This window comes from Rhizobium azibense, assembly GCF_004342325.1.
GTDB lineage: Bacteria > Pseudomonadota > Alphaproteobacteria > Rhizobiales > Rhizobiaceae > Rhizobium > Rhizobium etli_B.
On the sequence record NZ_SMBJ01000001.1, the window covers coordinates 332,517 to 352,509 of the forward strand.

Annotated in this window: 18 protein-coding genes; 7 read left to right on the forward strand and 11 right to left on the reverse strand. The window is 60.6% G+C overall.

Annotated features, from left to right (window positions below):
- Nucleotides 1–153 precede the first annotated feature (153 nt).
- The 4 genes from EV130_RS01605 to EV130_RS33105 all read left to right on the forward strand — a co-directional run bounded on the left by EV130_RS01605 (nucleotide 154) and on the right by EV130_RS33105 (nucleotide 5,210).
- Nucleotides 154–3,519, forward strand: a complete 3,366-nt coding sequence (locus EV130_RS01605; RefSeq protein ID WP_132659022.1) for an adenylate/guanylate cyclase domain-containing protein — start codon at nucleotides 154–156, stop codon at nucleotides 3,517–3,519.
- A gap of 258 nt (nucleotides 3,520–3,777) precedes the next feature.
- Entirely contained in the window at nucleotides 3,778–4,023 is a 246-nt protein-coding gene (locus tag EV130_RS01610; protein WP_132659024.1) for a type II toxin-antitoxin system prevent-host-death family antitoxin, read from the forward strand.
- Nucleotides 4,016–4,411 carry a hypothetical protein gene (locus EV130_RS01615; protein WP_074063767.1) on the forward strand — a complete coding sequence of 132 codons (396 nt, stop codon included), beginning with the start codon at nucleotides 4,016–4,018 and terminating at the stop codon, nucleotides 4,409–4,411. The genes EV130_RS01610 and EV130_RS01615 overlap by 8 nt, the downstream gene beginning before the upstream one ends.
- Before the next feature lie 571 nt (nucleotides 4,412–4,982).
- Nucleotides 4,983–5,210 (forward strand): ArdC-like ssDNA-binding domain-containing protein, encoded by a 228-nt coding sequence (locus tag EV130_RS33105; protein WP_074063769.1) that lies wholly within the window; start codon nucleotides 4,983–4,985, stop codon nucleotides 5,208–5,210.
- A gap of 45 nt (nucleotides 5,211–5,255) precedes the next feature.
- Here the strand turns inward: EV130_RS33105 and EV130_RS01630 are convergent, their stop codons facing one another.
- The 4 genes from EV130_RS01630 to blh are packed head-to-tail and all read right to left on the reverse strand — an operon-like array spanning nucleotide 5,256 to nucleotide 7,718.
- Nucleotides 5,256–5,687, reverse strand: a complete 432-nt coding sequence (locus EV130_RS01630) for a DUF6691 family protein (protein ID WP_132659026.1) — start codon at nucleotides 5,685–5,687, stop codon at nucleotides 5,256–5,258.
- Nucleotides 5,684–6,094, reverse strand: coding sequence for a YeeE/YedE family protein (locus EV130_RS01635; protein WP_132659028.1), 411 nt, complete (start codon nucleotides 6,092–6,094; stop codon nucleotides 5,684–5,686). Before EV130_RS01635 ends, EV130_RS01630 begins: the two co-directional genes overlap by 4 nt.
- The gene (bigR, locus tag EV130_RS01640) at nucleotides 6,094–6,417 is read right to left on the reverse strand and encodes a sulfite-sensing transcriptional repressor BigR (RefSeq protein WP_237358635.1); all 324 of its coding nucleotides are present in this window, start codon (nucleotides 6,415–6,417) and stop codon (nucleotides 6,094–6,096) included. Before bigR ends, EV130_RS01635 begins: the two co-directional genes overlap by 1 nt.
- 5 nt (nucleotides 6,418–6,422) lie before the next feature.
- Nucleotides 6,423–7,718, reverse strand: coding sequence for a bifunctional sulfur transferase/dioxygenase Blh (blh, locus tag EV130_RS01645; protein ID WP_132549554.1), 1,296 nt, complete (start codon nucleotides 7,716–7,718; stop codon nucleotides 6,423–6,425).
- A gap of 231 nt (nucleotides 7,719–7,949) precedes the next feature.
- Here blh and EV130_RS01650 point away from each other — a divergent pair, with 231 nt between their 5' ends.
- Nucleotides 7,950–8,261, forward strand: coding sequence for a c-type cytochrome (locus tag EV130_RS01650; RefSeq protein ID WP_132549551.1), 312 nt, complete (start codon nucleotides 7,950–7,952; stop codon nucleotides 8,259–8,261).
- A 308-nt stretch (nucleotides 8,262–8,569) separates the two neighbouring features.
- Here EV130_RS01650 and EV130_RS01655 read toward each other — a convergent pair whose 3' ends face one another.
- Nucleotides 8,570–9,403, reverse strand: a complete 834-nt coding sequence (locus EV130_RS01655) for a universal stress protein (RefSeq protein ID WP_132659030.1) — start codon at nucleotides 9,401–9,403, stop codon at nucleotides 8,570–8,572.
- Between the two features lie 291 nt (nucleotides 9,404–9,694).
- Here EV130_RS01655 and EV130_RS01660 point away from each other — a divergent pair, with 291 nt between their 5' ends.
- Complete coding sequence (locus tag EV130_RS01660) at nucleotides 9,695–11,602, forward strand: heavy metal translocating P-type ATPase (protein WP_132659032.1); 1,908 nt, start codon at nucleotides 9,695–9,697, stop codon at nucleotides 11,600–11,602.
- A 550-nt stretch (nucleotides 11,603–12,152) separates the two neighbouring features.
- On the opposite strand, the gene EV130_RS01670 is transcribed toward EV130_RS01660, so the two are convergent.
- Nucleotides 12,153–12,902, reverse strand: coding sequence for an SDR family NAD(P)-dependent oxidoreductase (locus tag EV130_RS01670; protein WP_132659034.1), 750 nt, complete (start codon nucleotides 12,900–12,902; stop codon nucleotides 12,153–12,155).
- Between the two features lie 58 nt (nucleotides 12,903–12,960).
- Between EV130_RS01670 and EV130_RS01675 the strand changes: the two genes are divergently transcribed.
- Entirely contained in the window at nucleotides 12,961–13,893 is a 933-nt protein-coding gene (locus EV130_RS01675; protein WP_207900844.1) for a LysR family transcriptional regulator, read from the forward strand.
- Between the two features lie 50 nt (nucleotides 13,894–13,943).
- Here EV130_RS01675 and EV130_RS01680 read toward each other — a convergent pair whose 3' ends face one another.
- The 5 genes from EV130_RS01680 to EV130_RS01700 all read right to left on the reverse strand — a co-directional run bounded on the left by EV130_RS01680 (nucleotide 13,944) and on the right by EV130_RS01700 (nucleotide 19,949).
- Nucleotides 13,944–14,639, reverse strand: coding sequence for a response regulator transcription factor (locus EV130_RS01680; RefSeq protein ID WP_132659038.1), 696 nt, complete (start codon nucleotides 14,637–14,639; stop codon nucleotides 13,944–13,946).
- A 1-nt stretch (nucleotide 14,640) separates the two neighbouring features.
- Nucleotides 14,641–15,018 (reverse strand): response regulator, encoded by a 378-nt coding sequence (locus EV130_RS01685; protein ID WP_074063780.1) that lies wholly within the window; start codon nucleotides 15,016–15,018, stop codon nucleotides 14,641–14,643.
- A gap of 2 nt (nucleotides 15,019–15,020) precedes the next feature.
- Complete coding sequence (locus EV130_RS01690; protein WP_074063781.1) at nucleotides 15,021–15,662, reverse strand: response regulator transcription factor; 642 nt, start codon at nucleotides 15,660–15,662, stop codon at nucleotides 15,021–15,023.
- Nucleotides 15,659–18,865: a PAS domain-containing protein gene (locus EV130_RS01695; protein WP_132659040.1), complete on the reverse strand. Its 3,207-nt coding sequence runs from the start codon at nucleotides 18,863–18,865 to the stop codon at nucleotides 15,659–15,661. The genes EV130_RS01690 and EV130_RS01695 overlap by 4 nt, the downstream gene beginning before the upstream one ends.
- Nucleotides 18,866–19,088: 223 nt before the next feature.
- A complete protein-coding gene (locus EV130_RS01700) occupies nucleotides 19,089–19,949 on the reverse strand; it encodes an SDR family NAD(P)-dependent oxidoreductase (protein WP_132659042.1) in 861 nt (286 codons plus the stop codon).
- Between the last annotated feature and the right edge of the window lie 44 nt (nucleotides 19,950–19,993).

Here is a 19,993-nt window from a genome sequence, read left to right on the forward strand (position 1 = left end):
CTGATGAATCGCGGTGGTGGTCGGGCGCGTGCTGCTTGTCCGACTGAATTGACGAGGACTGAGCGGGTAAAAGGTGTATGCTGTATATCCGCGGACCTGTGGAGAGCGCATCAGAACAAGCCGTATTCGACCATGTTAAATGGATGTTAGGTCATGCCCGACATCGGAGACTGGCTCGCCAGCATTAGGCTTGAGCGGTATCGCGAAACCTTCTTGGAGAACGGCATCGATCTCGATGTTATCGACGATCTCACCGATGCCGATCTGAAGGAGCTCGGACTGTCCCTTGGTGACCGCAAGCGGTTTCTCAGAGCGGCCGCGGCCCTAGCTCAGCAGTCGCCGTCTCCGGCGGCGACACCACCCCCGCTATCCCCAATCCACAGCGAGGCGGAACGGCGACACCTGACGGTGATGTTCTGCGATCTCGTTGGATCGACAGCACTCTCTGCCCGTCTCGATCCAGAAGACCTACGGCAGTCGATCGTTGCGTACCGCGCTTGCGCCACCGAGATCGTCGGCCGGTACGACGGCTTTGTTGCGAAGTATATGGGCGACGGCGTTCTCGTTTACTTCGGCTATCCGCAGGCTCACGAGGAAGATGCCGAGCGGGCCGTGAGGGCCGGCCTCGCGGTCGTTGAGGCCGTCGACCGGCTGGATGCGGCAGGCGAGCACCTGGCTGTTCGGATCGGAATCGCCTCTGGTCTGGTCGTGGTGGGCGACATCATCGGCACCGGTGAGGCCGAGGAATGCAGCGTCGTAGGTGAAACGCCGAACCTGGCGGCCCGCCTACAGGGGTTGGCCGGGCCCGGCACAGTGGTCATTGCCGAAGCAACGCGTGCACTGCTGCGGGGCCAGTTCAAGCTCGAAAGCATCGGACTGCGGCCGATCAAAGGTTTTTCCGGGGCGGCTGAAGCTTTTCGGGTGCTCGGCGAAGTGCGTAGCGACGACCGCTTCGAGGCCGGTCACGCGACTGTGCTACCGTTGGTCGGCCGAGATCAGGAACTCGCACTGCTGGTTGATCGCTGGACTCTGGCCAAAGCCACCGAAGGTCAGGTCGTCCTGCTCGAGGGCGAGGCCGGAATCGGCAAGTCGCGTCTTGCGCTGGCACTTCGCGAGCGCATCTTCAGGGAGCCACATCTGTTGCGCCGTTACTTCGCCTCACCCTACCACATCAACAGCGCGCTTCGTCCGGTAATTGCCCAGCTCGAACAGGCAGCGGGCTTTGAACGCGATGATTCATCGGCCGTCAAGCTCGCCAAGCTCCAGGCACTGCTCGCGGAACAGGTGGGTGAGGTGAGCGAAGCTATCCCATTGCTGGCAGAGCTTCTCGGAATCCCAAGCAGCAGCCGCTATCCAAGACTGAGTCTTGCGCCCCAGCAGTGCAAGAAGCTCACCTTCGAAGTGCTCATCGCCCAGCTTGCCAGGCTGGCTGCGGAGCAGCCGGTGCTCATGATACTTGAGGATGCGCACTGGCTGGACGCGAGCAGCCTTGAGCTGTTCGGCTTGTTCGTGGACCGCATCCAGCAGCTCTCGGTGCTGCTGGTCATTACCTACAGGCCTGAGTTCGTGCCGCCTTGGCGTGGTTACCCGCACGTCACAAAGGTGGTCTTGAATCGTCTCGACCGGGTGCAAGCTCAATTGTTGGTCGAACGGCTGACCGGGGGAAAGCTCTTGCCTCTCGGAGTGCTCGATTACATCGTTGCCAACACCGATGGTGTGCCGCTGTACCTTGAGGAGTTGGCCAAAACCATGCTCGAATCTAGCCTATTGGGAGTGGCCGGCGATCAATTTGGGCTGCCTGTACCTGTACCGCCGCTGGCGATCCCGGTAACGCTCCACGACTCGCTTATGGCCCGCCTCGACCGCCTCGGCGGGGCCAAGGTGGTCGCCCAGATCGGCGCTTGCATTGGGCGCGAGTTCTCCTATGAGTTGATTGCAGCGTTGGGCGTGCTCGATGAGCCTGAGCTGCGGCAGGGACTCGATCAACTGGTTGGTACTGAGCTGGTTTTTCGGCGAGGAAGTCCCCCTAAAGCGATCTACAGCTTCAAGCACGCGCTTGTTCGCGATACCGCATATCAGTCCCTCCTCAAGAGCCGTCGCCGGGAGCTCCATCGTCGTATTGCCCAGGTCATCGAAGAGCGAGCTCCACACGTCGTGGCCGCCGAGCCGGAGGTCTTAGCGTATCATCTCACGGAGGCCGGACAGCTACCGCAAGCAGTCGTGTTCTGGCACCGTGCCGGCGAGCACGCCAATGACCGGGCGGCGAATGCCGAGGCCGCCGGCCATTTGGCCAAGGGCCTCGATCTGCTCACTCAGATGCCCGAGAACCCGGAGCGCCTCGAGCATGAGCTGACATTGTTGACCACCCTGGGGCAAGTTCTTACCGCTGCGAAGGGCTATGGCCACCCGGAGGTCGAGCGTGTCTACAACCGTGCTCGCAACCTGACGGAGCGGGTCCAAGATACGCCCAGGCTGTTTCCGGTGATTCTCGGCCTCACCATCAACCATGCAGTGCGGTCTGAGCTTTCCGCGGCGCGGGGCCTTGGCGAACGGCTCTTGGCGTTGGCGCAGCAAGCCTCGGATCCCGTGCTCATGGTGGAAGCGTCCTACGCGCTGGGCATCACCTGCTCTTGGCTTGGCGAATTCGCCTCGGCATGGCAGCACCTCGAACGCGGGATCAACCAGTACGACATCGCCCAGCACCAGGCGCATCTGGCGCTTTATGGACAGGATGGAGGACCGATCTGCCTGTGCCGTGGCGGCATGGCGCTGTGGTATCTCGGTCACGATGACCGGGCGCTGGAGCTGATGGACAAGGCGCTCGCCATGACTGCGAAGCTCGGACATTCATTCAGCCGCGCCTACGTATTGACATGGGCGGCGATTCTGCACGTACATCGACGGGACGTCGCGAAGGCGCAAGAGGCGGCGGAGTTGGCGTTGGCGTTCGCGGCCGAACACGAATTTCCATTCTGGCACACCCAGGGAGTCTTCCTGCAGGGGTGGCTGCTGGCGGAGCGGGGCTTGATCGCGGAAGGCATCGAGCGTTTGCGAGACGGGTTGGCTGGGATGCAGGCGATCGGGTCAGGAATGACGGCGCCTTGGGCGATGGGCTTACTCGCAGAGGCGCATGGAAAGGCTGATCGTTTTGCCGAGGCTAGCACCTTGATTGACGAGGCGCTCACCATTGTCGCGCGCACTGGCAACCGCTGGTGCGAGGCGGAGCTGCATCGGCTCAAGGGCGAACTCATATCATCGACCACGGAGTGCAATCCTGCCGAAATCGAGGTGTGCTTCCGCCGTGCGCTGGAGGTGGCACGCATGCAGGATGCCAAGATGTGGGAACTGCGCTCGGCGATGAGTTTGGCGCGGCTTTGGCGAGCACAGGGTCTTAGAGCCCAGGTTTGCGAGCTGCTCGCGCCGCTCCTTGGCTGTTTCTCGAAGAGCCACGGGGCGATCGATCTTCAGGAGGCTCAAGCGGTGTTTGAGAGCTGCGGAGGTAGTAAATTGAGCACCTGAACATGCTCCGCTGTAACGGCTGTCGCAACTCCCGATTCGAGTAATGATTCTGAATTCGACACTTGCGATGTCGCAGTGTAGCGAGTCGCGCCCATCGTACAGGCTGCCGCGCAAGCGCAACGCGCTGTCGCCTACCTGCATGACCTGCGGAGCCGACGCCAAGCGGCGGCATAACTCCAAATGCAAGTCGGCCGACATCCGGCCGACTTGCATGAACCGCATGAAATACGTATTTTACGTAAGTGACCGGAGGTGGCTATGAAGCAGTTTTCCTTTTCTGACATGAACAGAGCCTCGGGCGAGATTCTCGAGGCAGCCCTGATTGAGCCGGTGGCGCTCACGAAGCGCGGCAAGGAAAAGCTCGTCATCCTGACGGCGGATCAATACCGCAAACTCCTGGGGCGCTCCCATACCGCCGCCTACGGCCTCGAGGATGCGCCTGAAACAGTACACGACGAGTTGATGACCGGCATCGATGAACTGCTCGAGGACGGCCATGTTTGAGGCTGGAGACGTCGTGCGTTTCAACTATCTCTGGAAGCGTCAGGCGGATGCCGGCGAGGAAACGGGCCGCAAGGCACGTCCGGTCTGTGTCGTCGTGCGCACCAACGCCGTTCCGGGCGTCGTCTTCCTGTTCGCCATCACCTCACAGCTGCCGACAGAGGAACGTCTTTTCTTGCCGATCAGCCAGATCGAATGCCGCCGCGCTGGTCTCGATTTCCCCTGCTTCATCATTCTCGACGAGTATAACCGCGTCGAACTCGACAAGGCCTTCGACTTCGAGTCCACGACCCCGCTCGGCAGTTTCAGCCCGACCTTCCTCAAGACAATTGCTCGGACCGTCAAGGATGCGGCCGCAAGCCGCAGGCTCTCAGCTGTTTCCCGGGCTTAAGCGCACAAGCGCGGCTGGTGTCTCTCCGCTGATCCGCATGGACCACTACCACGCCTGAATTGGCAGCACCCTGCCAGCAGCGGTCGATCGCTGAATACGCTCCTGATCCGACGCGAGCCAATGTGCGGTCCTCGCCGACGAGCGCATGCCTGCCTGCACATGCCAGATGTCGCACCCCTTATCTGCTGTGGCTCCCCGCGGTCTCGATGAGGCATGTCGATCGCCGCCGGTTTCCAGCTGGACAAGCGTGAGAGCAGTAGTCGAGCCTTGATCTCCGACGCGGCGGCGAGATCGTCATTGTCACCCATAATGGCGCCGGCTGGTTCGACCCGTTGTCCGACCGCAAAGGCGATATCTTCGCGCTCGCCGGCCTGCGCCTGCCCCGACAGTGCCCAGGCGCTGCGCATCTCGGAGAGCTTCGGCCTTCCCGTCATCGACAGCGACGGAATTCGTGACCTGCATCGCAGCCAGCTGATCGACAGCGCCGAGGCGCTCAAGGATGGCCTAGGCGAGAAAGCCATGCAGATCCACACGCAGCGCATGGTCGGCTCCTTCATCGGCTCGGCCCACGGTGCCGGTCAATTCTACAGCCGCTCGGTCACGCAGGCACGCGACCTTACCACCGGCGGCGACCCGTGGCTTTGCCGCGTCGGCCTGGATGACGTTTCGCCAGGCATTGGAGCTCGGGGCCAATGTCCGCAAGGGCGAGACCGGCTCGATGGTCGTCTGCGCCAATCGGATCAAAAAGACCGAAACCGACGGCAACGGCGAAGCACCCCGCCCAGCAATCCGAGCATGAAGCCCACCAGCGCGCCGGAGCTCACTGCGGAGGCAACCGAATACGTCACGTCGATCTCCTCAGCAGCCGGTCGTGAGCGGCCATGCCAACCAACATTGCAAAGACGAAGCCGAAGGACCGCGAAAACCCTAACGGCAAAGCTGCGATGGCCGGGCCGGGGCAGAAACCGCCTAAGCCCCAGCCAAGCCCGAAGATGGCCGAACCAATGATCAGCGGCGCGTCGATCTTGCGGTTTCTTGGCATGTCGAAGGAATAGTTGAGGACAGGCCGACGCATTAGACGGGACAGGCTGACACCGGCGAACGCTACGGTGACGGCACCTGCGAGCACGAAGCCGAGGCTCGGATCCCAAGTCCCGAAGACGTCGAGAAATCCCTGCACCCGCGCAGGGTCGAGCATGCCCGACAGCGAAAGGCCAAAGCCGAATAGGGTTCCGGAGATCAGGGCTGCCACAATTTGAAGGGCGATGTGGCTCATAGACCCAATCCTTTCGACAGGGTCACGGCAACGACACCGGAGGTCAAAAAAGTGATGACGGCGGCTACCGAACGTGGCGACAGTCTGGCAAGACCGACAACGCCGTGACCGCTGGTGCAGCCGCAGCCCATGCGCGAGCCTATTCCCACGAGCAGGCCCGCGACGATGATCGTCGGCCAAATGGCGGTGATCGTGACCGTCGGCCAGTGACCGAAGGCAGCGAGAAAAACAAGCGGACCGAGAACGAGGCCAGTTAAGAAGGCGAGATTGACAGAAACGCCAACGCCAAGTGCCAGTCTGCCGACAATGCCGCTGATCCCGGCGATGTGGCCGTTCAACAGTAGGAGCATCGCGGCCGAAAGCCCGATCAGCATCCCGCCGAAGAGAGACGGAAGGTAGGTCGTCATCAGGACACCTCCTCACAGAAGATCTCATAGAGCGCGCCGACGAGGCGGGCAGCCTTGTCTGCCGTCAAACGATAGAAGATCTGCTTTCCCTCCCGGCGCGTCTCGACGATCCCGGCCTCGCGCAGGCCCGTCAGGTGTTGGGAGAGATGCGGCTGGTGGATGTCCAGCTTCTGCTCCAGTTCTCCGACCGAATGCTCTCGCTCAACCAGGGTACACACGACCATCAGCCGGCTCGGATGCGACAGCGTCTTCAGGAGTCCCGACACGTCCGTCGCTCGTGCACCCATGTCTTCGAGCGTCATGTTTTTCGGTTTCACATTCATGACAGTCACCATGCCGCCCCTTTGAGAGCGTCCAGAGGAAATTTCAGATACCGCTTGCCGTTTGCTTCCGGCTCGGGCAATCGGCCGGCGCGCACATTGACCTGCAGCGCGTGCAGGATAAGCTTCGGCATGGGTAGTGCTTTGTCGCGTTCGGCACGAAGTTTCACAAAGGCCTCCTCGGAAATTCCGGCAAGATGCGAGTTTGCCTTTTTCTGTTCGCCGACCGTACTCTCCCATCGCGGCGCGCGGCCATTGGGCTGATAGTCGTGCCCGGTGAAGACGCGGGTTTCGTCGGGAAGGGCGACGATGTCCTGAATGGACCTCCACAACATTCGGGCGTCGCCGCCGGGGAAGTCGGCTCGAGCCGTTCCGCTGTCCGGCATGAAAATGGTGTCATGGACGAACGCGGCATCGCCGATCACATAGGTAACGGAAGCTAGCGTGTGCCCCGGTGAAAACATCACCTTCGCATCGATCGAGCCGACGTTGAAGGTTTCGCCGTTGGCAAACAGCCGGTCCCATTGCGAGCCATCCGTCTTCAGTTCGGGCCAGTTGTAGATGTCCTTCCAGAGCTTCTGGACGTCGACGACGCGTTCTCCGATTGCCGTCGGCGCACCCGTCCTTTCCTTCAGGTACTGGGCGGCGGAAAAATGGTCCGCATGCGGATGGGTGTCGAGGATCCATTCCACCGAAAAACCGTTCCCGCGCACGTATTCAAGGATGGCGTCGGCACTGCGCGTCGCCGTCGCCCCTGCCTTCTCGTCGAAGTCGAGCACGGGGTCGATGATCGCGCACTTGCCGGTTTCGGGATCCGACACAACATATTGAATGCTCCATGTCCGCTTGTCGAAGAAACCCTTGACCTGCGGGCGCGATGCAGCACGCTTTTCGACCCACCTGGCGGCGACCGACAGGTCGATTCCGTTCCTCTGACCGAATGGGAGCACGTCGTGCGGCTTCATCCGCCCGTCTAGAACTTCGCCGAGCGCGTAGAGATGAAGCGCGCGCGCTCCCGACTTACAGTGGGCAACGACAGGTCCGGCTGAATCCTTCAGAGCCTTCTGGAACGCAATGATGTCTGCCTCGGTGACAGTCGCCATGGTGATGGGGATGTAGGAATAAGACATGTTCGACTGGATGGCGGCCCGCTCTTCAGCGGCGGTTCCAGGCTGGCCGGCCTCCTCGTTGTCCGGACGCGCATTGATCAGCGCTGTAAACCCCTGCTCGCGCAAGGACTGAAAGTCGCCGATATCGGGCTGCGGCATCACGGAAAGCCTGTCAGAGATCTTGGAGATCGTCATGGAGTTACCTTGTAGCTGATCATTATATAATTAAATATAATATATATTAAGAGGGTGATCAAGCCTGCGGCGGAACATTTGCGACGGAGCGAAGTTCCTCGCCAAGACGGTCGGCATTGTTGCAACTGCACCGACAGGTGAGCCACCGCCGCTAATCACCATGTGCGACCGGCGAGCAACTCAATCGTCGTCTCAACCCACAATCCAGGGAGCATCCAATGGAATATCGCGATGCGAACAGCGACCGTCGCAGTCATTGTCGGCATCTTTGCAACGGGTTCGGCAGCGCGAGCGCAGGATATTCTGCACGGGCGCCGGCTCGCACTTGAGGTATGTGCAACATGCCACGCCGTCCTTGCAGGTCAAAATCGATCCCCCGTTGCCGAAGCGCCCAGCTTCGAAGCGGTGGCTGCGACACCTGGAATGACCGCCATGGCACTCAACGTCTGGCTCACGGCCCAAAGTCATCCAACCATGCCGAACATAATACTCTCGCCGACCGATGTTCAGGACGTGTCGGCCTATATTCTAAGCTTGGAATAGAGATTTGGTTTGACGGAAACGCAACATGGACGCGAAGCGGAACGACGCCATCGGCGCGGGACTGCTTTAGCAAAGGCATTGAAGCGAAAACCAGTTAGCGCAACCGTTGGGTCGCCTCCAGATAGCTATTGATCACGAGGTCCAGTCCTGCAAGGGTGCTACCGCAGGGGAGCGAGCTCGATAAGACCACCAGGGGGCGCCGCGTTGGCGACCGATAATTTACCGCCGGAGCCGGCCGGCAGATTTTCAAGGACCGCCCTCATCACACCGCGGCAACACAGCCGTTTCCACCATCGCAACAGCACCTATCAATGTGACATGAGGACAGGCAGGAGAGGCTCGTCCAGGACGCTTTCGGTCGCTCCGCCGAGGACAAACTCTCGAAGTCTGGAATGTCCGTATCCTCCCATTACCAGCATGTCAGCGTCCAGCTCGAGCGCGGCCCGTTGGAGGCTTGCGCCGATCGATGACGAGGTAAACCTGGCAACGGTTGCGCCTGCATTGGCCCCGCTTGAGACCAAGTACTTGGCCAGGCGCGCTCCGCTCGCTTCCGAGACAGGCTTTTCGCCGCTCAAAGACAGCACCGAAACCCGTCGCGCCTTGCGAATGAAGGAGCCCGCATCGTTGACTGCCCGGGCGGCGGCCCGGCTTCCGTCCCAAGCTATGACCAGATGATCAATCGGTCCTGCGAAGGTCTTGTTTGGAAATATGACGGCTGGCCGGCCAGAACCGAAGATCACCGCTTCGGCAATGCTGCGCGTCTCTGGAACCTCCCGGTTACATTCGAGAACGGTCAGATCGAAAAAACGCGCTTCCGTTGCTGCCGTCTCATGCAGCAAGGGCAAGTTCGCTTTTATTTCTCGCGTAGAGAGAGCAACATTGGCGTTCGCTGCGAGGTTCGTAGCGGCTGCCATCAGCGTTGCAGCGCGATCGCGGCTCAATATTTCTGCCTGCTCGATCATCCTTGGCGTATCCAACAGCAAGGATGACCATGCATTGGGGATGTGCGGAATCTCGATCCTTATCGCACACACGTCAAGATTTGCGCCGCAGGACTGAGCAAAGGATACAGCGTTCGAAACGATCAGTCCGGAGCTTGAATCGGGATAGGTTGCCAGCGGAAGAAAATATCGTGCAGTCATGTCTTACTCCTCCTCTTACGGATTGCTGCCATTCAAAGTCTATTTTCTCCTTTTTCGGCAGCTCCGGCATTGATGTAGCGCAATTTCCGCCACGAGCGCCTACTCGTTCGAATGCAAGTGCTTCTCTCCATCTAGCGAACGATCAGCAGGGCGGCTAAGCGCCCGATCTAGCCATGCAGTTTTGAGACAGATCAATGCGGCGCCTGATGAAGCGGCTTTGATCAGGTCGTCGATCAAAACAGATCAGGCGACGCCGCGTCTGGCGCGTAAGCCACGGCGGTGGAAGCGATCATGACCCCGAATACAGCGACCGGACCGATAGTCTTTCTCTCTAAAGCGCGCGACATATGGCTGCCGCTCATTGCGGTCCTCGGACTTTCTGCAGGGCTGATCTTTGCGCTATTGAAGGATCCCGCCAATGCCCGGCTCGTATGGACGGTTTTCACCCTGCCGGTCCTCGGAGCGCTGTTGTGGCAGACGTTCGGCTCTCTCCATCGCGGTGATTTCGGGCTGGACATCCTGGCAGCACTGTCGATGGCATTCGCCCTTTCATTCGGCGAACCCCTTGCCGCCAATGTCGTTGCTTTGATGTATGCCGGCGGCCAGATGCTGGAAGCATACGCGTCCCAGCGCGCTGCCCGCGAGATGACGGCATTGCTTGGCCGCGTCGCCCAAACCGCCTTTCGATACGAAGACGGCTGTCTGCAGGAGGTTCCGATTGCAGACATCAGGGCCGGCGACCGCCTTATGGTGCGTCAGGGCGAGGTTTTGCCGGTCGATGGAATCGTCGTCAGAGATCATGCTCTCCTCGATCAGTCTGCCTTGACGGGCGAAGCCCTCCCCAGGATGCATGGTATCGGTGACGAAGTTCTAAGCGGCAGCACCTCGGTCGGTGGCGTCTTTGATATCAAGGCAATTCGTTCGGCATCCGAAAGCACATACGCCGCGATCATCCGTCTTGTCGAAACCGCTCAGAAGAGCAGGGCGCCGATGGCTCGCCTCGCAGATCGCTACGGATTGGTATTTCTCGCCGTGAGCGTCTCTCTGGCTCTGGCGGCCTGGTTATTGTCCAATGACCCACGCAGGGCCCTTGCGGTTCTTGTCATCGCCACACCCTGTCCGCTCATCCTCGCCGTCCCCGTCGCCATCATGTCGGGCATTTCCCGCTGCGCTGCCATCGGATGCCTCGTGAAAGATGGCGGAATTCTGGAAGCTTTGAGCCGCGTGCGCGTCGCCATTCTGGACAAGACGGGTACACTTACACGCGGTGCGGCGGCCATTGTCGCAATAAAAAATGCTAAGTGGATCGATGAGAACGAATTGCTGCGTCTCGCCGCATCGCTCGATCAGGCTTCTGGTCACGTCATGGCTACAGCACTCATTGCGGCTGCGCGTGAACGCGGCCTGAACCTTGTTCCGCCAAACGATGTCACGGAATCGCCTGGCGCAGGGATCGATGGAACTGTCGGCCGGCATCGCGTGACTGTCGGCGGCCGCGGTTTCGTGGAGCGCCGGGTGTTGCAGGGCAGTCCGCGGGCGTTTCTATCCGGGCGCGGTACGGGCGAAGTCGTGGTGGCGGTTGCAGTCGATGGCGTCGCGGCAGGGCTGATCGTTATGGCAGATCCCGTGCGCCCGGAAGCCGTGACCGTACTTCGCAAACTGCGCGATGCGGGGATCGTAAGAATAATTCTGGCATCGGGAGACAGGTCAGAGGTCACCAGGGATGTCGGCGAAGCACTTGGCATCGAGGAGATTCTCGGTGAGCAAAGCCCCGCTTCAAAGGTTGAATGCGTTCGATCCGCGCGGCGTTTCGGTCCGGTGATGATGGTTGGCGACGGTATTAATGATGCCCCCGCCCTTGCTGCTGCCGACGTCGGTGTCGCGCTGGGGGCGCGCGGAGCGGCCGCATCCTCGGAGGCCGCTGGCGTTGTTTTGCTCGTGGATCGTCTCGAACCTCTGGCTGACGCGCTGACCGCCGCACAAAGGACAGTCGTTATTGCACGCCAGAGCATTGTCGCGGGGCTCGGGCTTTCTATCGCCGGGATGATTGCAGCTGCCTTTGGATTTCTTCCGCCCCTGCAGGGTGCGTTGCTGCAGGAAGCAATCGATGTCGCCGTGATCCTCAACGCCTTGCGAGCATTGCGGCCTGCAGGATCCAAAGCCAACGAAGGCCCTGAGATTCCGCGACCTCGCATTTGACCCGGATCAACGCCCCATGAAAAGCAGGGCGAAATGGCCTTGTTCTTGTTGGATCGCGGTGTCGGGCCGGACGATCGCAGCGACTTTGACGAAGTGGCGAACTGGCGCGGGAACACGTCAATCAACGGCGCGAACTCGTGCAGCTTTACGAGCAGCGCAGCGAGGAGCAACGATCCAAAGGGCGATGAAGGATTTCGGCAAGGTCCTTGGTTTCGTAATCTGCCTTGTCATGTTCCTGGGAGCTGTTCAGGTCGCTTATGGCGCGGTCGCGAGTATGCCGCTATGAATTGGACGAGCGAAACGGCGGCGTATATCCCCGGCTTTTGGCCATTCTAGCGCTTCTGCGGTTCATTCCTTGATGCCGGCGTCAAGCATTCCGGCCTCATACCACGCCAAAGACGGCGGATGATGGCATCTTCTGCCTCCGGAACGGCAGCACGTCGAGCTTGTGCGATCGACTGCTGCGTCAAGCCGTCCGGTTCGCTTCCGGTCTGCCTCGACTCCCGATCGATCTGCCGGGAGCCCCTGTATCCGGCGTTCTCCGAGCCTTTCAAGCCAGGGTCATGCCGCCGTCGGCATGAAGTTCGATCCCATTGACGAAGCTGCCCGCGTCGGAGGCGAGGAAGAGTGCGGCGCGCGCCAGTTCCTCCGGCCGTCCCATCCTCCCTGCCGGAATGATCGATGCCATGTGACGCTCGAATGCAGGACGTTCGGCCTCCGATACGCCGAGCTTGCCGAGGATTTCCGTTTCGACCGGCCCCGGGCTGAGTATGTTGACGCGGATGCGCCGTGCCTTGAATTCGATCGCCCAGTTTTTGGCGAAGGCTGCGACGGCGGCCTTCGATCCGGCGTAAACCGCGTGGTCCGGCAATACCTTTGTCGCCGCTAGCGAACTCGTGACGATGATGCTGCCGCCATCGCGGATCAGTGGTGCGATCGTCTGCACACCGAAGAACACGCCGCGCGTGTTGATGGCGAAATGCCGGTCGTAGTCTTCCGGCGTCACATTGTGGGACGCGGTGAGATTGATGACGCCGGCGTTGGCAATATAGATATCGAGGCCACCAAAATGGTTCTCCACCATGTCCACCACCTCGTGGTGATGTTCGAGGTCGGCGACGTCGCCCACGATGCCAATGGCATGATGACCGATGTCGCGCACCGCTTGGTCGACAACATCCTGGCGCCGGCCGGTGATGACGACCCTCGCGCCTTCCTCGGCAAAAAGCTTGGCGGTCGCCCTGCCGATGCCGCTATTTCCACCGGTGATAACGGCGACCTTGTCTTTTAGATGTTGCATTGTTTATCTCCTTTCAACTGAGATTGAGATAAACGCCGGCACTCTCATCCATTAGATCATGGGCAGGCACATGATCTGTGCCGCGGAGTTGCAAATGCCGAACCTGCTGAACGAGACTTCTGGATTGATGGCCTTTGTGCGAACGGTGGAGGCCGGTTCCTTCAGCGCCGCGGCACGCAACCTCGATACTACGCCATCGGCGGTGTCGAAGAGCGTGGCGAGGCTTGAAAAGAAGATCGGCGCGCGTCTCTTCTTGCGCTCCACCCGGGCCCTGACCTTGACACAGGACGGCCAGATTTTCTTTGAGCGCGTCGCACCGCTCTTGCGGGATCTGGATTCGAGCGACGAGGGGATCGGAGCCGATGCCGCACTCTCCGGCCGCCTGCGCGTTAGCATGCCAAGCGAGCTGGCGCCCCTGCTGCTGCCGCGGCTGTTTACAGGCTTTGCGGCCGACAATCCCAACTTACATCTCGATATCGGCCTTACTGACCGCTTCGTCGATCTGATCCGGGAGGATTATGACGTCGTGTTGCGCGCTGGCAATCCGACGCAAGACGATTTGATCGTCCGCCACCTGGCCGACCTGCCGATGGCGATCGTCGCATCTCCGGCTTTTCTTGAAACCTGGGGCAATCCGCTGTCTGTCGAACATCTGGCAGTCGTGCCCTTTGCCCGTTACGTGCTCGGGGGCTTGATCCAGCCTGTACGTCTGGCAGACGGCAGCAGCTTTGTTCCCGCCGGTCGCGTAGATTGCGATTCAGGCGCCGCGCTCATCCAGGCGGCGCTCGCTGGGTTGGGTGCTGCCTATCTGCTGCGGTGTCTGGCGGCGAAGGAATTGCAAGCAGGTGCGCTTGTCACGGTTGCATCGGAGATCGCGCTTCCGAGCCTGTCATTCAATGCGCTGCACGCCTTCGGCCGCACCGTGCCTTCGCGCGTCAAACTGTTCGGCGACTTCATAGCCCGTGAGGCGAGAGCCGTGGAAGCGATGTAAGTACAATGTCCCATCTGCGACATCGATATCCCCGAGCAGGATCGATCCCGTCAAAACCAGCCGCCGCCGGCCTCGCGCATCGCCATGGGCAGCGTCTCCCAAGCCCTGATCAACTCGCCGATCGACCCGGCCTCCATCTTGCGCATGACATTGGCGCGGTGCAACTTGACCGTGACCTCGCGTATCCCGAGGTCGAAGGCGATCTGCTTGTTGAGCCGCCCCCGCGCCACTTCACGCAGGATCTCGCGCTCGCGGTGCGTCAGCGTCTCCAGGCGTTCGATGTTGCGCCTGACAACGAGAGCGTTGGCCCGTCGCGACGCGTCGAGCGCAATGCCGGCGATCACCGCATCGAGCAGCGTCTGGTCGCGCACCGGCTTGGTGAGAAAATCGACGGCGCCTGCCTTCATCGCCTGCACGGTCATCGGAATATCGCCATGTCCAGTCAGGAAGATGATCGGCTTCGCATTGCCGCTCTCCGCCAGATGGTGCTGCAGGTGAAGGCCGTTCGCCCCAGGCATGCGTACGTCAAGGATCAGGCAGCCGGGGCTGTCCAGTATGTCGGCGTCGAGCACTTCACGGGTCGAGGCGAAGCTTACAGGCTGAAAGCCCGCCGAGAGGATCAGCTCCGACAAGGCCTCGCGCACGGCCGCATCGTCATCGACAATGACGACGATGGGTTCACATGTGTCATTCTTGTGATGCTGCGACAGCGGTGCCGATCTCCGGAGCGGCTGGTCAATTCTCATGTCACCCTCCATTTTTCGATTTCTGCAAAGCTTCCCCTATCGCGATGAGTAGGGCAGGCGCATCGAATGGCTTTCGAAAAAAGCCGTCGACGCCCTTGGCGCGGCGCTGGTCGGCGATCTCGTGACGGCCGGTGACCAGGAATACCGGTAGTTCCGGACGCGCCTTGTTGACGATGTCACGAAGCTCAAAGCCGTTCGTGCCCGGCATGCCAATATCAGTGATCAACAAATCCAGGTTCGACAGGCCGCGGGTCAGCAGATGCTCAGCCGACCGGAAACAGCAAGCTGCATAGCCGGCCGATTCCAGCAGCTCCTCCAGCGATTCGAGCAGCCTTGCATCGTCATCGACTACGGCGACGATCGGTCTTGTCTTCTCCATGCTCAATTTCCTCCTGCACGGCGCGAATGGGTGATCGGTATTCCCAATCGCTCTGCCATGCGCACCAGATCGGCAAGCGATGCTGCCGCCATTTTCTGCATTACATTCCTCCGATGGATTTGCAGTGTCACTTCGCTTATTCCAAGTTGGGATGCCGCCTGCTTGTTGAGCAGGCCGCTGACCACGAGCGGCAGCACGTCGCGTTCGCGTGGCGTCAGTTCGAGATAGCGTTGTCTCAGCATGTCGAGTTCAGCCCGCTCAGATCGCTTTCGCCGATCCTCGGAAATTGCCATATGCACCGCAGCCATAAGGTCTGCGTCGCTAAACGGTTTGGTGAGAAAATCCACTGCACCGTGCTTGATCGCCCGCACCGAAGAGGGGATGTCGCCATGGCCGGTAATGAAGACGATCGGCGGATGATCGCCCTCGGCGATCTGCCCCTGCAGTTCGAGGCCGTTGATATCGGGCAATTCAACGTCGAGTATCAGGCAGGCAGGTAGATCCGGTTTCTCGGCGTCCACATAATCACCGGCCGAACCGAATGCGATGGCGCGCATGCCGTGGGTCTCCAGGAGCTCGCCGAGCGCCTCCCGGATGCGTTCGTCATCGTCGACGATGAAAACAACATGGTCATCCGGTGTCATGGTGCCGCTTTCTCTACGATCGGTAAGGTAAAAATGAACCGCGAGCCATGCGGTTCATTTTTCTCGGCCCATAAACGCCCGCCATGCGCCTCGACGATCGAACGGCAGATGGCGAGACCCATGCCCATTCCGTTCTCTTTCGTCGTGAAGAACGGTTCGAAGATCTGATCCGGGAACTCGATGCCATTTCCCCGGTCGCCTATTTCGGTCTGCACCTCGCTGCCCACGCGATGGGCGCGCACATCGAGAGCTTTTTCCCCTGCGACAGCCTCCATTGCCTCCATGCCATTGCGCATGAGATTGACCAGGACCTGCTGAATCTGGATGCGGTCGACCGTAATAGGCGGAAGCTTGCCTTCCACGTCGATGTCGATCCGCGTGCGACGGCGCAAAGCCTCCCCTGCCACCAGGTTACACGCCTCGGTGATGACGCCGGAGAGCGACAGGCTGATCCTATTCTCCACAGATTGCTTGAACAGCGCCCGGACACGGCCGACGACTTCCGCCGCCGAGTTGGCGTCGCGGATGACCCGTTCGGTCGTGATCTTGGCGCGCGCGACATTGACTGGCTCAGCCGATAGCCAGCGGTAGCACGCATGCGAATTGGCGACGATCGCCGCCAAGGGTTGATTCACCTCGTGGGCGATGGAGGCCGACAGCTCCGCGAGGCTCGCGGCTTGGCTGGCGCGCGAAAGCCGCTCCTGCGCCAGGCGCAGCTCTTCCTGCATCCGCACCTCGCCATCGATATCCAGGCAGATGACGTTCCATTGCACGATTGTGCCGTCGTCCTTGCGCATCGGCGCGGCGCGCGTTTCCACCCAGATATATTCGCCGTCGAAGCGCCGCAGGCGGTGCTTCCTGAGATAGGGTTCGCCGGTCGCCAGGCAATGGGCATATTGCTCCTTGACGCCCGCGACATCGTCGGGATGGACCCCGGCATCGAGCGTGCCGTTCAGCCGCGATTTGGCCTTCCCATCCAGTTCCTCCAGCTCATAGCCAAGGAACTCGCGCAGTTGCTGGCTGCGATAGACTGGTTCGCCGTTCGGCGCAGTACAATCGATCATCGCCGGCAGTGTTTCCACCAGTTGCCAAAGGAAGCGTTCTCTCTCGCGCAATGCCGCCTGCGCGCGCATCTCGTCCTCAATGTCGATCGAAGCAATGTACCATTGCACGATTGTGCCATCTGCATCGCGCAGAGGCTGGGCGCGCGCCTCTATCCAGCGATAGACGCCCTGCTTGTTGCGCCGGCGAAACCGGTTCACGAAAGGCTGCCCGGTCGCAAAGCCATCCGATGCCCTTTGAAACATTGTTGGATAGTCGTCGGGGTGAGCCACGTCTCGGGCCAGCGCATCGAAGTCTTTGATGTCTGCCGTCGGCAAACCAACGTCGTCGAGATATCGCTTGCTGGTGTAGGTCATCTCGCCTGAAGCGGCGAAACTCAGGATATTGAAGGGCATGGCATCGATCATTTGCTCCAACTGCCGCTTGCTGCTCTTAAGCGCCTCTTCGGCCTGCACCTGATCGTCGATGTCGATAGACACCTGATACCAGTGAACGATCGCTCCATTCTGATCGCGCAGAGGCTGCGCGCGCGCCTCTATCCAGCGATAGTTGCCATCTTTCCAACGCCGGCGATACCGCATCATGAAGGCGTCGCCAGTTTTAAGGCAGTTGGCCGACGCTCGCAGCACCTCGGGGGCGTCTTCGGGATGAACCAGCTTTTGCGCCACCCGGACGGTATCTTCGAAGTTCGCCTTGGAAAGGCCGAGATCCTCCAAAGATCGCTTGTTGACGTAGGCCAGCTCGCCAGCAGGCGTCCAGCTCCAGATGTGGACTGGCAAGGCGTCCACAAGCTGCGAGAGCTCCCGCTCCCGGTCGCGCAAGGCCTCCAGCGCGCGCACCTCATCATCGATGTCGATGGAGATTGCGTACCATTGCAAGATCTTCCCGCCTTCGTCTCGCAGTGGTTCCGCCCGGCCGTCAACCCAGCGATACACGCCGTCGGCGCGACGCATGCGATATTTCATCGAGTATGGTTCGCCTGTGGCGACGGCGTTGCGCACCGCTTGTAACAGGCCATTCGCATCATCTGGATGGACAAGAGTCTCAATGTTTGTCACGAGCTGGCTTGTGCCTGGCCTTTTCAACTGTTGCAGATCAAACCCGAAAAAATCCACCAGGCGCTTGTTGAAGAAGGTCGGCTCGCCTTCGGGCGTCAGCCGTCTGATGTGGACTGGGACCATGTTCACGATCTGCGAAAGCTCTCGCTCTCGGTCGCGCAGGGCTTCCACACTCTGGCGTAATGTCAGCAACGCGAGTTGGTGCTGCCGGGATATGGCGGCCACAACCAGGGCCGAAAATGCCGAGATCGCCAGGAAGAGTTGCAGCATGATCTGGTTGTGGCGCTGATCCTCGGCATTTCCGGCGAACTGGCTGGCGCCGGATATCGTGAAGATCGCGGTTATGAGCGCGAGGAGGGCGAGGGTAACGGCAGCCCCCTTGAACTCAAAGCGCACCGCGGCCCAAAGCAGCGGCGGCATGATGATATATGCGAAAGGCAGGTAGCCGCCGAGCGAAAGGGCCGCGACGCCGAGAAGGATAAGTCCCACGGCACACGCTTCTATCCATCGCGCAGCCGTTAGCTCGGCCTTGCCGTTCCAGTTCTGGATCACGACCAGCGCGAGTGGCGCGACGATCAGGACCCCAGTGGCATCCCCGATCCACCAGAGAGGCCAGGCTCCCAAGAAAGTTTGCGAAAATATGCCGAACCAGGCAAGCGTCGCACTTCCGATCGTCGCGCTGACCACTGGGGCAACTCCAGCGCCCAATACGACGAATACAAGAACTTCCCGCAAGGTTTCCAGCCGCGCCGGCCCACCCAAAGTCCGGTTTACGAGCCACGCCCCGACCGTGGCTCCGAGCGCGTTGCCGGCATAAATCAGGACGGCGGCAGGCAGCGGGCTTTGGAACCACAAGACATTGCCGAACAGCTCGCCGAGGCAGCCGACCAGCACCCACCATGGCCAGCTCTGCTTGGGTGCGAGGATAAGGGTTGCAATGAAAAGCCCGCTCGGAGGCCATATGGAAATGCCTGTTCCGGGTACGATCGCAAGTGCCTGTGCGAAGCCGCAACCCAGGACATAGGCCGCAAAAAATAAACCCAGGTGCAGGAGTTGAGGGCGGTAAGACCAGACGCGCGTCATCGGCGGCTCCTGCAGGGAAAACGAAACCTGGGCGGCGCCAGCATATCGAATGGCTAGTCTCGATAGCAGCGTCAGCGATCCCGTTTCGTACACTATTCGCGCCGCTGCACGGCCGCAACTTATGGAAATCCATGTACTGGCGGTGATGCCGTCGCTTGGCCGCCCCTGGTGGAAAACTGTCAATGATCGATAGTATCCGACATCCGCTTGGAGGGTTCCTGTCTCAGTCCAAAAGCCGCAAGAACGTGGCATCCTCGTTGAAGTCCGTCGACCGGCTGACCTCGTTCCACTGGAGCGCGGCCGTCGATCGGACCACGTCGTTCTGGGCAATTCGCGCCAGCGCGTCGCTTCCGAGGACGAGCTCTTCCGGCAGATCGTCCCGGCGGGAAAGATCGAAGATGACGGCGGCCACCTTGTCGGGGTCGCCGGGCTCGGTGCCGGCATAGCCCTCCGTTATCTTCATGATCGCGCCGATGGTCGATTCGTATTCCGGCAGCAGCGGCGGGACATGAGCGCGGGCGACCCGTGTCCAATTCGTGCGGATGCTGCCTGGCTCGACGGCGATGGCCTTCACGCCGAACGGCTTGACCTCCTTGGCGAGCGAAGCGGTGAAACCGCTCACCGCCCATTTGGCGGCACCATAGGCGGTGGAACCGGGACTGCCGAAGCGCGCCGAGCTGGACGAAATGTTGATGATATGTCCTGATTTCTGCTGGCGCATTACGGGCAGTGCTGCGCGCGTCAGGTTGACCACGCCGTAGAAATTGGTGTCGATCTCCGCCTTGAAATCATCTTCAGAGACCTGTTCGAAAGGGCTGAGATGCGCATAGCCGGCGTTGTTCAGCAGCACGTCGAGGTGTCCGAACCGTTCCATCGCGGTTGCGACTGCGCCGCGCGATGCCGACATGTCCGTCACATCGAGTTCAATGAGGGCTACCTGCTTGCCGTAGCGGCGCGCAAGGTCGAGGAGGCGGTTGACGTTACGGGCGGTCGCGACAAGGTTGTCGCCGCGCGCGAGCACGAGTTCGCCCGTGCTACGGCCGATCCCGCTGGCGCTGCCGGTTATGAGCCAGGTCTTCGGCATGTTGGATCTCCTCCAAAACGGCGACGATGGAAAGGGCGGGAATG

Excerpts from the sequence above, each read along its gene's own strand:
- EV130_RS01635 (WP_132659028.1), bottom strand. The coding sequence starts at position 6,094 with ATGACGACCTACCTTCCGTCTCTCTTCGGCGGGATGCTGATCGGGCTT.
- EV130_RS01695 (WP_132659040.1), bottom strand. The coding sequence starts at position 18,865 with ATGACGCGCGTCTGGTCTTACCGCCCTCAACTCCTGCACCTGGGTTTA.
- EV130_RS01700 (WP_132659042.1), bottom strand. The coding sequence starts at position 19,949 with ATGCCGAAGACCTGGCTCATAACCGGCAGCGCCAGCGGGATCGGCCGT.
- EV130_RS01680 (WP_132659038.1), bottom strand. The coding sequence starts at position 14,639 with ATGAGAATTGACCAGCCGCTCCGGAGATCGGCACCGCTGTCGCAGCAT.
- EV130_RS01675 (WP_207900844.1), top strand. The coding sequence starts at position 12,961 with ATGGGCAGGCACATGATCTGTGCCGCGGAGTTGCAAATGCCGAACCTG.
- blh (WP_132549554.1), bottom strand. The coding sequence starts at position 7,718 with ATGACGATCTCCAAGATCTCTGACAGGCTTTCCGTGATGCCGCAGCCC.
- EV130_RS01610 (WP_132659024.1), top strand. The coding sequence starts at position 3,778 with ATGAAGCAGTTTTCCTTTTCTGACATGAACAGAGCCTCGGGCGAGATT.
- EV130_RS01690 (WP_074063781.1), bottom strand. The coding sequence starts at position 15,662 with ATGACACCGGATGACCATGTTGTTTTCATCGTCGACGATGACGAACGC.
- EV130_RS01630 (WP_132659026.1), bottom strand. The coding sequence starts at position 5,687 with ATGAGCCACATCGCCCTTCAAATTGTGGCAGCCCTGATCTCCGGAACC.
- EV130_RS01655 (WP_132659030.1), bottom strand. The coding sequence starts at position 9,403 with ATGACTGCACGATATTTTCTTCCGCTGGCAACCTATCCCGATTCAAGC.
- EV130_RS01615 (WP_074063767.1), top strand. The coding sequence starts at position 4,016 with ATGTTTGAGGCTGGAGACGTCGTGCGTTTCAACTATCTCTGGAAGCGT.
- EV130_RS01650 (WP_132549551.1), top strand. The coding sequence starts at position 7,950 with ATGCGAACAGCGACCGTCGCAGTCATTGTCGGCATCTTTGCAACGGGT.
- EV130_RS01670 (WP_132659034.1), bottom strand. The coding sequence starts at position 12,902 with ATGCAACATCTAAAAGACAAGGTCGCCGTTATCACCGGTGGAAATAGC.
- EV130_RS01660 (WP_132659032.1), top strand. The coding sequence starts at position 9,695 with ATGACCCCGAATACAGCGACCGGACCGATAGTCTTTCTCTCTAAAGCG.
- EV130_RS01605 (WP_132659022.1), top strand. The coding sequence starts at position 154 with ATGCCCGACATCGGAGACTGGCTCGCCAGCATTAGGCTTGAGCGGTAT.
- bigR (WP_237358635.1), bottom strand. The coding sequence starts at position 6,417 with ATGAATGTGAAACCGAAAAACATGACGCTCGAAGACATGGGTGCACGA.
- EV130_RS01685 (WP_074063780.1), bottom strand. The coding sequence starts at position 15,018 with ATGGAGAAGACAAGACCGATCGTCGCCGTAGTCGATGACGATGCAAGG.